This window comes from Hallella mizrahii, from assembly GCF_009695775.1.
Lineage (GTDB): Bacteria > Bacteroidota > Bacteroidia > Bacteroidales > Bacteroidaceae > Prevotella > Prevotella mizrahii.
Genome location: NZ_VUNG01000002.1, coordinates 192,819 through 205,496, shown reverse-complemented (window position 1 = coordinate 205,496; position 12,678 = coordinate 192,819). Strand labels below are relative to the sequence as shown.

12 protein-coding genes and 1 tRNA gene are annotated in these 12,678 nt (G+C 50.3%); 4 read left to right on the top strand and 9 right to left on the bottom strand.

The genetic code is table 11. The annotated features are described in order from the left end of the window. Positions 1 to 138: 138 nt before the first annotated feature. On the bottom strand, positions 139 to 3,093 hold the full coding sequence (locus FYJ73_RS01810; protein WP_154532989.1) for an outer membrane beta-barrel protein: 2,955 nt from the start codon (positions 3,091 to 3,093) through the stop codon (positions 139 to 141). Between the two features lie 225 nt (positions 3,094 to 3,318). On the opposite strand from FYJ73_RS01810, the gene FYJ73_RS01805 reads away from it, so the two are divergent. The 4 genes from FYJ73_RS01805 (at position 3,319) to FYJ73_RS01790 (ending at position 6,506) form a co-directional block, all read left to right on the top strand. Next, positions 3,319 to 3,861 carry a hemerythrin domain-containing protein gene (locus FYJ73_RS01805; protein WP_154532988.1) on the top strand — a complete coding sequence of 181 codons (543 nt, stop codon included), beginning with the start codon at positions 3,319 to 3,321 and terminating at the stop codon, positions 3,859 to 3,861. A gap of 47 nt (positions 3,862 to 3,908) precedes the next feature. Beyond that, complete coding sequence (gene hcp / locus FYJ73_RS01800) at positions 3,909 to 5,549, top strand: hydroxylamine reductase (protein WP_154533020.1); 1,641 nt, start codon at positions 3,909 to 3,911, stop codon at positions 5,547 to 5,549. Positions 5,550 to 5,681: 132 nt separating this feature from the next. Further along, positions 5,682 to 6,005: a cupin domain-containing protein gene (locus FYJ73_RS01795; protein WP_154532987.1), complete on the top strand. Its 324-nt coding sequence runs from the start codon at positions 5,682 to 5,684 to the stop codon at positions 6,003 to 6,005. A gap of 6 nt (positions 6,006 to 6,011) precedes the next feature. Next, on the top strand, positions 6,012 to 6,506 hold the full coding sequence (locus tag FYJ73_RS01790) for a pyridoxamine 5'-phosphate oxidase family protein (protein ID WP_154532986.1): 495 nt from the start codon (positions 6,012 to 6,014) through the stop codon (positions 6,504 to 6,506). Positions 6,507 to 6,776: 270 nt separating this feature from the next. On the opposite strand, the gene FYJ73_RS01785 is transcribed toward FYJ73_RS01790, so the two are convergent. The 8 genes from FYJ73_RS01785 to FYJ73_RS01750 all read right to left on the bottom strand — a co-directional run bounded on the left by FYJ73_RS01785 (position 6,777) and on the right by FYJ73_RS01750 (position 12,518). Then, positions 6,777 to 7,001: a DUF6722 family protein gene (locus FYJ73_RS01785; protein ID WP_154532985.1), complete on the bottom strand. Its 225-nt coding sequence runs from the start codon at positions 6,999 to 7,001 to the stop codon at positions 6,777 to 6,779. Between the two features lie 160 nt (positions 7,002 to 7,161). Further along, positions 7,162 to 7,237 (bottom strand) — tRNA-His (locus tag FYJ73_RS01780). 129 nt (positions 7,238 to 7,366) lie between these two features. After that, entirely contained in the window at positions 7,367 to 7,771 is a 405-nt protein-coding gene (gene secG / locus FYJ73_RS01775; RefSeq protein ID WP_154532984.1) for a preprotein translocase subunit SecG, read from the bottom strand. Between the two features lie 6 nt (positions 7,772 to 7,777). Continuing rightward, positions 7,778 to 8,554, bottom strand: coding sequence for a tetratricopeptide repeat protein (locus FYJ73_RS01770; RefSeq protein ID WP_154532983.1), 777 nt, complete (start codon positions 8,552 to 8,554; stop codon positions 7,778 to 7,780). A gap of 5 nt (positions 8,555 to 8,559) precedes the next feature. Continuing rightward, positions 8,560 to 9,054 (bottom strand): LptE family protein, encoded by a 495-nt coding sequence (locus FYJ73_RS01765; protein WP_154533019.1) that lies wholly within the window; start codon positions 9,052 to 9,054, stop codon positions 8,560 to 8,562. Positions 9,055 to 9,079: 25 nt separating this feature from the next. Further along, complete coding sequence (locus FYJ73_RS01760; RefSeq protein WP_154532982.1) at positions 9,080 to 10,339, bottom strand: sigma-54 interaction domain-containing protein; 1,260 nt, start codon at positions 10,337 to 10,339, stop codon at positions 9,080 to 9,082. A gap of 652 nt (positions 10,340 to 10,991) precedes the next feature. Continuing rightward, positions 10,992 to 11,765, bottom strand: coding sequence for a DNA alkylation repair protein (locus tag FYJ73_RS01755; protein WP_154532981.1), 774 nt, complete (start codon positions 11,763 to 11,765; stop codon positions 10,992 to 10,994). 54 nt (positions 11,766 to 11,819) lie between these two features. Next, entirely contained in the window at positions 11,820 to 12,518 is a 699-nt protein-coding gene (locus FYJ73_RS01750; protein ID WP_154532980.1) for an alpha/beta hydrolase-fold protein, read from the bottom strand. Positions 12,519 to 12,678 lie beyond the last annotated feature (160 nt).

Below are 12,678 nucleotides of genomic sequence, written 5' to 3'. Positions count from 1 at the left end.
TATTATATATGGGGTTGTCAAGAGCAGCTTCCTTACATACAACAAAAAAAGGGAACTCAGTGAAGAGTTCCCTTTTTTTGTGCTTTTATGCTTTCGTGCTTTCATACCTTGCACTATCATGCTTTATTCTATAGTGTTTTAGAATCCGCCGAAGCCACCGCCACGTGGAGGTCTGCCACCACCAAAGCCACCCATTGGCGGGCGTCCTCCACGACCGGGACCCATGCCGGGACCACGACGGCCGTCACCGGGCCCCATGCCTTTGCCGCCAAAGAGATTGAGACGATAGTTGACGTGGAGCATCACGTAGCTGTTGATGCTGTTATACTCCGTGTTGCTGCTCTGCATAGCCGAGATAGTGCGTGAGAGATTGCTTTGGTTGTGGAGAATGTCGTAGAACTGCAACATCACTGTGAGGGGCTTGCCACGCAGGAAGCTCTGTGAGAGTTGCGCATTCCATACCAGCTCGTTGGTGTTGAGCGAAGGATCGCTGTAGCCTCTACGGCTGTTCTCGTGGAGATCGGTAGCGAGTGACATGCCCCAAGGCAGTATGAAGTTGACATTGGCACCATAGGCAAACTGCCACGTATCGAGGTTGGCGGTGGACTGAAGCTCATTGCGAGAGTGGCGATAGGAGAGCTGGCCGTCGAGTTCCACCTCCAGCCAACTGTTGCGGTAGCTGCCCGAGAGACGCTCCCAAAGGGAGAGGTCCTTGGTTGTGCTCTTCTGTGAATCTGACGTGCTGTTGAGCGTTACGTAGCCTACGTTGTTGGCATAGCTCATGTTGGTGAATGTGTTGATATTCCAGATACCAGCCGAGTCAAGCGGTGTGTTGAACATAAAGGCACCGTTCATGTTCCATTGTCCGTTGATGTTTTCCGGTCGTGTGGTGCGTCCACCTGTTTTCTCGTCGTAGGTCACCTTTGAACTGATGGAGTTGTTGGTGGTGGAGAATCCCAGGTGTGCCATCATAGCGCGCTGTGTCTTCTCCCAGTAGTTGTTGTAGAAGAATCGGAAATTTTGTGTGAACGACGGTTTCAGTCCCGGGTTACCTTTCTGAATGTTGAGCGGGTCAGAGTCGTCAGTGATGTCGAGGAGCTGCGAGATGCTGGGCTGTGACGTGTTGGCGCGGTAGTTGACGCGCAGATTACTGACCTTGCTGAAGCGGTAGCGGAAGTCGAAGGTCGGCGAGACGTTGAAGACATTGCGTGTGGTGTCGACGCTGATGCCCTGGTAGTCTTGGATATAGTGCGACTTCTGTGGCTGTGCCATCACACCGGCATTGAGTTGCCATTTGGTGCGTATCATGCGCAGCATGAGCTCCACGATATGTGTATAGTTCTTATATTCCGAGTAGCGGCTCAGATTAGTGTCGAGGTAATCGGTGTAAGGGTTGGCGAGACGGTCAAGATAGTTGCCCCAAGAGCGGTAGGCTGGGTAGATGCCCGAGAAGAAGTCCTCACCGAGATTAGAGAAGTCGTAAGTAGAGCGGTCGCTCTTGCTGTAGCTGTATTTAAAGCGGTAGCGCAGTTGCAGGAAGGTACCGCGCCACAGCGGCTCGCTGTATGTAGCCTGCAAGGTGTAGCCGTAGTTCTTTGTCGGCGTGAGGCTGTAGCGGTTGGTCTGATAGGTAGAGTCCTGTCCCAGGGCGTTTTGAATCTGATAGAGATGTACGTTGCTGGTGGATAGATTCTTGCTGTCGTTGTCGGAGTAGTTGGCGTCGGCACGCAGCGTGATGTTTCGTCCTCGGCTGTTGAGTCGACGGTTGTATTGCAGTTCGGCACCGAGGCTCTTGCTGCGGGAATAGCTCATGGATGTGTTGCTTCGGCTGTTGACGAGTTGTCCATTCTCGTCGAGAGTCTTCAAACCTTCCTCCGTGAGCGGATCCACCACATATTTATAAGGATCGTCGTTGAAGGATGCCGAGTTGTTGTTGCCCAGTCCGTCGCTGGTGGAGTAGCTGGCTGTGGGCCGGAACAAGATGTTGGTCATCGTGTCGGGCGTCCACTCGATGCGTGCCTGTCCATTCCAACTATTGGAGCGCGAGTAGCTTTGGTTGAGGCTGTTGGAGAAGGAAGCTGACTTGCTGACGAAGTTCTCGCTGGAGTTCTTGGAGTAGACATCGCCGTCGCTGTGGTTCCATCTGACGCTGCCATCGACTTTAACAACGTTTTTCTTCTCATAGTTGACATTCGCGCCTCCCATTTTCGAAGCGTTGAGTCCGTTGCGGTTTCTGCCGAATCCGCCACGTCCACCGAATCCCATGTCGTTGACATTGTTGGCGTTACCCATGACAAAGACGCGAGCCTCCTTGTTAAACCATCCACCGAAAAGTCTTTCGGCATACCGGTCTTTTGTCCCTACGCCGAGATCGACGTTGGCCATGGTCCCGTTGCCCATTCCAGCTTTCGTGCCGAAGTCGAGCACAGTTTGCTCGTCGCCATCGTCGATACCGGTGACACGTGCCAGGTCACTTTTCTGGTCATAAGCCTTCACCTTGTCGATGATGCTGGTAGGGATATTCTTCATGGCCGTCTTGGTGTCACCGGTCATGAACTCCTTACCGTCGAGCATGATCTTTTTCACTTCTTTGCCGTTGATAGTGATCTTGCCGTCGTCGCTCACCTGTGCGCCGGGCAATCGCTTGACGAGTTCCTCGATGGTAGAACCTTCTGGCGTGCGGTAGGCAGCACTGTTATATACAAAGGTGTCCTCCTTGAGTGTCACCTTCAGAGCTTGTGCCGTCACCTGTGCCTCTTTGAGCATCACAGCGTCGGAGTGGATGATGATGTTGCCAAGGGCAATATCATGCTCTGCCTCCATCTGCAGACGCTTGATGGTGGTGACATAGCCTATGCTCGAGATCTTCAGCAAGTATTTGCCGGGAGCCGGCGTCTGAATGACAAACTTACCGCTGTCGTTGCTTACCGAGCCGGAGACAAACGCCGAGTCGGCCTTGAGCAGCTGAACGGTGACCATAGGCACTGGCTCTTTCGAGTCGCGGTCGATCAGTGTACCGCTAATCTTTTGTTGTGCCGTCGCTGATGCTATCGCCATTATCGATAGCAAGGCGAGAAGTAATGCTTTCTTCATATCTGATTTTGAATATTCTATTCTGAATAGGGAACGATTTCGTTTGTTGTGCGAAGTCAGTAATATGACGTAGCCGGCTTTTGAAAGTTTAATCATCTTTTTGTAGCGATGACACTTTTCCCCATCTTTAACTCATATTAATACGCTGAGGTAACAATTGTTACCGGTGCTTCTTTTCTATCTTTCTAACTTTGCACCCGTCAATATATAATTAGGCAGAACAAGATGGAGAATACAAGCAGATTTAATTTCAGCGAGTGGCCATTGGACCTCCTCGTGGACTATGTGCTCAAAGTGCATCACCGTAGGGTGAGGGAGAAAGGTCCTGGCACGCTGAGCCTTATTAATAAGGTGATGATGGAGAATCTCGTTCTCGACGAGGTGGAGCAACTCTTCAGCCAGTCGCTCTCTGATCTCGACACCCATCTGATGAAGGAGGAACGGGTGCTCTTTCCTTATATCCTCGATCTCTACGATGCCGTGCGCCGCGGACAGCCCATTGCTCCGATGCACTGCGGCACGGTGCGCAACCCCATCAACGTGATGATGTCAGACCACGATGCCGAGTTGCAGCGGCATGAACGCATCGCCACACTGCTCAACGACTACCAGGCTCCGGCCGACGCGTCGGAAGACTATAAGGAGCTGATGCGCCAACTCAGCGAGTTCCGTGAGAACCTCAAGGAGCACACCCATGTCGAGAATGACATCATCTTCCCCAAGGCCATCGAGATGGAAGCGTCGCGCTTCGACGGACAGAATTTGTAACCAATCATTAGACAATAAATAAAACTTATAATCAGAAGAAAAATATGATGTTTTGCTATCAATGTCAAGAGACTGCCAAAGGTACAGGATGTACTGTGAGTGGCGTATGTGGTAAGAAACCTGAGACAAGCCGTTGGATGGACTTGTTGCTGAGTGTGACACGTGGTGTAGGTACCATCTATCACGCACTGCTGCAGCAGGGACAGAGTGACGACACCACTGTGGATGACTTCATCGTGGATGCACTCTTTGCCACCATCACCAATGCCAACTTTGACGACTGCGCACTGTTGCAGAAAGTCGACAAGGGCATCGCACTGAAGAAACAGTTGCTGGCCAAGGCTGCTGAGCTCGGAGTGGTACTGCCTAACTATCACGAAGTGGAGTGGGGTGGCGAGAAGAGCGACTATGAGGCTGAGGGCGACCGCGAGACCGTATTGCGTACTGCCAACGAAGACATCCGCTCACTCAAGGAGACCATTATGCTTGGACTTAAGGGTATGGCTGCTTACTATGAGCATGCCGCACGCCTGGGACAGCGCGAAGAGGCTATCGCCGGCTTCATGGCTGAGGCTTTGGCAGGTATCACCAATCCCGACGCTACTGCCGACAGTCTGCTGCAACTGCTTCTCACCACAGGTAAATATGGTGTTGACGTGATGGCACTGCTCGACAAGGCAAATACGGGAGCTTATGGTAAACCTGAGATCACGAAGGTGAACATTGGCGTAGGCAAGCGTCCGGGTATTCTCATCAGTGGTCACGACCTCCACGATATTGCAGACCTCTTGGAGCAGACCGAGGGTACGGGTATCGATGTCTATACCCACGGCGAGATGTTGCCGGCGCACTACTATCCTGAGTTGAAGAAATACAAGCACCTCGTAGGTAACTATGGTAATGCTTGGTGGAAGCAGAAAGAAGAGTTTGCCCACTTCAACGGTCCTATCGTCTTCACCACCAACTGTATCGTACCGCCGTCACCGAAGGCCAACTATGCCGGGCGTGTGTTCACGGCCAATTCTACGGGCTTCCCGGGATGGAAGCATATCGCTACCCGCCCCGACGGCCATAAGGACTTCTCTGAGGTTATCGAGATGGCACGCCAGTGCCAGGCTCCAGAGGAGATTGAGCATGGCGAGATTGTCGGTGGCTTCGCTCACGATCAGGTCTTTGCCCTTGCTGACAAGATCGTAGAGGCTGTCAAGAGTGGCGCTATCCGCAAGTTTGTGGTGATGAGTGGTTGCGACGGCCGTATGAAGAGCCGTAACTATTATGCTGACTTCGCCCAGGCTTTGCCTAAGGATGTGGTGATCCTCACCTCTGGCTGTGCTAAGTATAAATACAACAAGCTTAACCTTGGCGATATCAATGGCATTCCCCGTGTGCTCGATGCCGGACAGTGCAACGACAGTTACTCATGGGCTGTGGTGGCCTTGAAGCTCAAGGAGATTTTCGGTGCTGCTGATGTCAATGATCTGCCGATTGCTTTCAACATTGCCTGGTACGAGCAGAAGGCTGTCATCGTGCTTCTCGCTCTGTTGAGCCTTGGCGTGAAGAATATCCACATTGGTCCTACGCTTCCCGCCTTTGTCTCTCCCGGTGTGCTGAAAGTGCTTCAGGACAGCTTTGGTCTCGGTACCATCTCTACCGTAGACGAGGATATCAAGACAATGATTAATGCGTAATGTATAAATGATGATGAATAAATAATGGCGTGAAGGGCATCTTCCTTTCTGCGCTGTTATTTATTCATTTTTCATTTTCCTCAATTATTTATACATTATACTTTTTACATTATACATTATAATATTACTTTTATGGCAACGTTTGTAAAAGGAAAGGTTTTCGAGCCCAAGGCGCTGGTAGACTATGCCGAGGGCAGTGTGGTCAGCCGTGAGCTGGAACACAATGAAGCAGGAAGCATCACCGTGTTCTCATTTGACAAGGGACAGGGGCTGAGCGAACATCAGGCACCGTTTGACGCGCTCATTCAGGTGATCGACGGTGAGATGACGTTTGTGCTGGAGGACGAGACACTGCATCTCCAAACGGGAGAGGCTCTGGTGATACCTGCCGGAGCGCGTCATGCTGTCAAGGCAGAGAAACCCTTCAAGATGATCATCACCATGATTAAAGGATAAGAAGAAATGAAGTATGTCAACGACACTGTCCGTCGCCAGGATAGGCTGATGGACGAGGAGAGGGCTTTGGAGCTCTTGCGGGAGAGTGAATATGGTGTGCTGTCGATGCAGGATGTCGACGGATCGGGGTATGGCGTACCACTGAACTATGTGTGGGACGGCGACCACTCCATCTACATCCACTGTGCTCCGGAGGGGCATAAGTTGCAAGCTTTGGAGCATCATCCTCTGGTGTCGTTCTGCATCATTGGACGTGTGCATCTGCTGCCACGCAACTTCACCACAGAGTATGAGAGCGTTATTCTGCGTGGTGAGGCTCATATACATCTTTCCGAAGAAGAGATGATGCGGGCACTGCATTTGTTGGTGGACAAGCTGTCGCCGGACTTCAAGGAGATCGGGTATAAGTATAGTGAGAAATCATTCCACCGTGTGAACATCATCCGTGTAGATTTCACGGAGTTTAGCGGGAAGCGCAAGTATGTGGCAAAGGCGGACTGAGACAGGCCTATGATAGATAAATAGCAAATCCCTGCTGTTCCTTAGGAGCGGCAGGGATTTGCTGTTTCTGACGGGCAATAGAGGGCGGAACAAGGACCACGGCACAGTCGTGGCAAACCGAACGGGTAACGCAGAACGTACGTTTCTTAAAGCGCTAACTTTATAGATCAGATAGCCACTTCTTCCCGCTTTTGGTACGGAACCAAAGCAGAATGCCGAGGCCGCAAAGGGCAATGGCACCATATGTCATAATCATTATTATCATAGTTCTTACTTTTTAATTATTGAATAACCTATTCTTGCAAGTACTGCCGTGGAAGTCAATCCTACCGCAATGAATATACCAGCTAATACATAGTTAGTCGATATGAATAATGCTATGGAATTCGTGAGCACCATAATCGTGAAAGTGGCCTTTGCAAGGTCATAGAAGAACTTCCCGAGGCTTTCCCTGCTGGAGCGTTCTTTCTCTCGAGTCTCTTTCTGTGTTACCATGGCTTGTCTTGTTTCCTATGCGCAAAGATAATAATAAATATGGTAGCCTCCAAATATTATATATAAAAAAGGCGGGTTTCTTTCTTGGTATCGATAGAGAGGGTAGGCTCGATATAAACGACAAATCCCCGCAGTCGCTTGGACTACGGGGATTTTTGAGGGGTGGGGGGTGGGACTCGAACCCACGACATTCAGAACCACAATCTGACGCTCTAACCAACTGAACTACGCCCACCATGTAAGGCTTTGTGAGAGATCCGAGTCAGCAATAATTGGTGACGAGGATGTTTCTCAAAAGCGAGTGCAAAGGTAAGGGATTTTTTTGAAACCACCAAATTTATCCCTTACTTTTTTGCATTTTTCTGTTATTTTGCCGGAGCAGCAGGTGTTGCGGGGGCATTCTGAGCACCCTGAGCGGGAGCGGTAGTGCCTTTGGCAGCACCCTGAGCGGGAGCCTGCTGGCCAGCCTGGAAACCTTGCGTGTTGGTGGGGTTGGTAGCTTGGCTCTCAGTAGCAGCTTTTTCGAGCACGCTCTGATCGGCGGTGCTCTGCGGTGCTGTGTAAGCGCAGACGATGCTGATGACCACCATGAAGGCAGCCAAGCCCCATGTGGCCTTCTCCACAAAGTCTGTGGTCTTGCGCACACCCATGATGGAGTTGGTCGAGGAGAAGTTGCTGGACAGACCACCGCCCTTGGACTCTTGTATGAGTACAATGCCAATCATCAGCAGTGATGCCACAACGATGAGAATAACGAAAAACGTGTACATAAACTTTTACTTATTATTTTTATTATTTAATATCAACTTTTCTAAGAAGCGTATTTGATCTACAAAGTAAGCATTTTTTTTTGGATAATTCAAATTTAATTGCTGAATAATTTCCAAAGCTTTCTCATATCGACCCTGCTTGATGTAAATCTTGGCTAAAGTCTCGGTGAAATAGCTTTTATCCTCTTTATTGCTGTCTTTGCTTCCGTCTTCTTCTATTTTGGGAAGATACTCGGGCGTATCCTTTAATTTTATTTTTCCCTTGTCATTATTGATGAAATTATCGATCAAATCGTGTCCCCTTAGCTGAGGCTTCTCCTGTGGCGTTTCCTGATCATCGTCTTCTTCGGTCTCCAGCAGATAGGCGACGTAGTCGACGGCGGCGTCAGCAGGAGTAGGCTTGCGTTTGTTTTTCTTGGGCTTTTCCTTTTCTTTTTCTTCCTCGGGTATGGTGTCGAGGAAGTTGTTGATGAGCGAGATGGTGCGGTCGCCCTTGTTTTCAGCCTTGCCCTGGCTGTGAGCCTGTCTGTTTTCCTGCTTAGCGGTTTTGACTTGGTAGTGTGCGGCTTCAACGAGGTTGAAGATTACTTTTCGGTCTGTGATATAGATGGCGGCCTGTCGGAGTTCGTCGTTGAACGAGGGATCGTGGAGCAGGTAGAGGTTGCGCAGCAACAGCAGTCGCGCATTCTGGTAATAGGGATAGAGCGCGAGCAGGCTGCGGAGATCGTAGACGGTCTCGCGGTCGAGGAGCTCAGGATGTTGTATGTATTGCGCTATGTCCATGATGGTTACCAGTTGGCGACGGTGGCGTTGAAGATTTGGTCGGTGAGATCCTCGCACATCTGCTGCACGAGTTCCTGCTGAACGCTGGAGAGACTTTGCGTGGTCTCGTAGCTCTTGGTGGAGGTAAACTGTTTTTCGAAGTCCTGACTGTGGTTGGCGTTGTTGGTGAAGCGCACGTTGACGGTCATGGAGAGTTCGGTCTGTGCGGAGTATCCCTCGCTGGAGACGGATTTGTTGCGCTGGCTGTACTGCGTGATCTCGCCTTCGATGACGAGGTCGCCGCCGCGCTTGACCTGTTGCAGGTGGGTATGGTTGGCGAAGACGTCTTTGAGCTGATTGTTGAACATCGGCCCCATGGGTCCCCATACATAGCTGGAGCGTATGGGGAAGTCGGCGATGCGGATGGTCTTGGTCTTGGTGTAGTCGATGCTGGCACCGTTGAATTTCAGGCTCACCTTGCATGCGGTCATCAGCGCGATGGTGGAGATCACCAGTGTCATGGCGATCAGCGCGTGCCGGAAGACTTTAATATTCTTTTTTATCGAGACCATACTGTTTGATTCTTCTATAGAGTGTGCGGTCGGAGATGCCCAGTTCCTGGGCTGCTTTCTTTCTGTTGCCGTTGTTTCTTTCAAGTGCTTTCTCGACCATCTGCCGTCCGAGATCATTGAGGTTGAGGCTTTCGGGCTCAGCCTTGATTTCTTCTGCTTCGGCTTCTTGTGTGGGCGAGATACCGTCATATCCAGCCAGAGGATGTCCGGCAGGCGTGAGTGCAGGCATGGCAGAGGCAGGAGTGTCGAGATACTGGTTGCGGTAAGTGCTCATATTATTGAGCTCGTGTGCCTCGTCGAGTTGTTTTCTCATCGAGTTGAGGTCTTGTCTGAGGTTTGCGACGCTTCCTCGGAGCTCGTAGAGTATTTTGTAGAGAGCCTCGCGCTCGCTCTCGTAGGAGTGTTGTCCGGACTGGCTGATGGTGGCGAGCTCTGTGCTCTCAGGGTCGTCGGGTATGAAGTGCTTGAGCTGTTCGGCATCGATTTCGCGTTTTTCGCTGAGCACCGACATCTGCTCGGTGATGTTTTTGAGTTGTCTGACGTTACCGGGCCATTTGTAGTGGAGCATGAGTTGCTTGGCGTTGTCGGTGAGAGTGATCTTCGGCAGATGGTATTTGTCGGCCATCTGCATGGCGAAGAGGCGGAAGAGCAGCAGTATGTCGTTGCCCCGTTCGCGCAGAGGCGGCATCTGTATGGGGATGGTGTTGAGTCGGTAGAAAAGGTCTTCGCGGAAGCGTCCTTCTGAGATGGCCTTGCGCATGTTGACGTTTGTGGCAGCGACGATGCGCACGTCGGTCTTTCTGATTTCCTGTCCGCCGACGCGGATATACTCTCCAGTCTCGAGCACTCTGAGCAGTCGTGCCTGTGTGGCCATGGGCAACTCGCCGACTTCGTCGAGGAAGATGGTGCCTTTGTTGGCGACACCGAAGTATCCCTCGCTTTCTCCGACGGCTCCGGTGTATGCACCTTTTTCGTGACCGAAGAGCTCACTGTCGATGGTGCCTTCGGGTATGGAACCGCAGTTGATGGCGAAGTACCTCTCACGGCGCCGGGGAGAGTTGTCGTGTATGACGCGTGGGATGATTTCCTTGCCCACGCCGCTCTCGCCGACGATCAGCACACTGAGGTCGGTGGGGGCTACTTGCAGGGCCACGTCGAGGGCGTGGTTCAGATCATCGCTGTTGCCTACGATGTTGTAGCGCTGTTTGATTCTTTGCAGTTCTGTAGTATTCATGGGTTGACAAAATTACGCATTTTATTTGAGAATACTGCAATTTTGGCAGAAAAAGATGAGGACGAAACAAAAATACTTGGTTTGTAAGGCTGTTTTCTCCTGTATTTGTGTCTTTGCAAAGGGGAGAAGGCAATACTCATTGGTGATGTGTGACACACAGAATGCGTATGGTGTTGGGCTACAGTGTTGCTTTGTAGAAAGCGTAGCCGAGCCGTATAGTGCTTGAAAAAGTATTGACAAAAGACCGCTATTCTTAACTTGCATTATAGAGAAACAACCAAGTGTTTTTTGAGGGAAAAAGGTGCTGAAAGCAGGCAAAAGTGAAATTTTGATTGTCATCTAACTGAGATGACCTGATAAAACAATTGAGATGACCTGATAAAACAACTGAGATGATGACTAGAAACAACTGAGATGATAGTGATAAAAGCCTATTTTTTATGGAAAAATCAATAGTACTGAAGAAATACAAAGACGAGGAAAAGGGTAAGTGATTGATAGATTGACAGTTAGCTAAAATTGCTCAAAAATCGAAAAATCATGGGCGAGTGTCTGCTTCCTCGAAAAGAATCGCAAAATGAGGGGTGATATTTGTCATTTTTCAAGACATTGTTTGTAGGCGGGCACTCTGTCCTACCTTTTGCTTTCTACATTATCTTGTCATGAAATCATGCCGTTCTGCCTCGTCAAATTTTTCTATGGCATAGCGGAGCATGGTTCGCGGCATCTCGTGGACATGTTGATTGAGGAAATTGCGTAAGAGATCCATGCTGACGTGTTTGCCCATCTCACGGAGCATCCAGCCTACAGCCTTCTGCATGAGGTCTTGAGTAGCATGGAGATGGATTTCGGCATAGTGCAGACACCACGAGGGGTCGCCCTGTTGTGTAGGTGTGAGGGTACAAACCATACTGATGCGCTGCCGCCATAGATGACTGCTGTGAGCTAAAGCGTCAACGATGTTGCGCTGTTGTCCCAAATTGGTAGGGCACATCAGCCATTGTCCAATGATCTTCGGCGCCGAGGCATCGACAAGGTCCCAGTTGTTGATTTGGTCGGCATGACAGAGATAGAAGTTGACGATCGCATCGCGCTCCTCCATGGCTTCCTGGCTGTTGCGGTTGGCAAAGCGGCAGAATTGACCCACTAATATCAGCAGTGCACAGAGCCGAACCTCATGCCAAGGAGATAGCAATAATTGTTCTGTTTCTACAAGCGGCAGGTGCTTGTCCACTATCTTCACCACGCTGCGGGTCACAGGTACCTTGATGCCCAAAAACTCGTCGCCTTCGCCATATTCTCCCGGTCCAGTCTTGAAGAAACGCATGAGTATCTCGCGCTGGCTGTCATCGCGTAGAGCGAGCAGCCGTTCGGTGACCTGCCGCGCATCTTTCAGAACCTCGTTGTTAGAGTTCTTTGTGCTCATTGCTGAGGTAAGAAATAAAGTTGAAATGATAGTTTTTATCCATCGATAATGCCATTAGTGATGAAGCAAGTTTTTCATTGCCCAGACAAATCCTTTGGCCGTCCGTTGTCCATTGTCTTGGAAGTGATTTCCAGGATTCCATTCAAGGACGTTGACAATATGAGCCTGTTCCAACAATTGTTGCTGACGGCGGATGGCCGTGGCGATGGTTGTCAGAATAGGCGTGCGCGAACGCTCCTCGCGGTCACCGAGGCTGAGATAGAAAGCATCGGACTGAGGCTGATGAGTGGCGGCATAGTCGAGCCAATCTTGATACCACACCGAAGGAGAGGCGGCAACGACTGCATCGAAGGGTTGGTCTGACTGATAGCCAGCCCACAGAGCGAAGAGTCCTGCCAAGGAATAACCGCCAATGATAACCTTTATCGGAGTCTCTACAGATGCAGCCATACGCTGTTGTTCCTCACCGGCAATCTGTCGGAGGCTGTCGAGGGTCTTAGTGGCACCATTGCCGAAAGGAGTCTTGCCAAAAACGGGTGGCGCTGGCCAGGGAGCCAACTCGTCAAACCATCGGTCGACATGGACGGCAATGAAACGAAAATCCACAGTGCTATGACTGACGATCCATTCCATCTCTGTGTCCAATTCCTCACGATCGTGCTCGTCGACAAGCTGCAAAAGAAGCATCTGCGGTACGTCACCTCGCTGATAAACTGTGCAGCTCTTGCCAAGAATCTCTATTTGCTGTTTCATCCTTGATTATTTTCCGCAAAGATACGAAAAAAAACAAGAATAGCGACAATGTCAGCTTGTAAAGTGGAGAATGGTATCCAATTTTTTATCCCATGAGTTTGTGTATTCAACTCGCTTTGTCATACGCAGAATTTTGATTAACTTAGCGACGTTAAAGTCT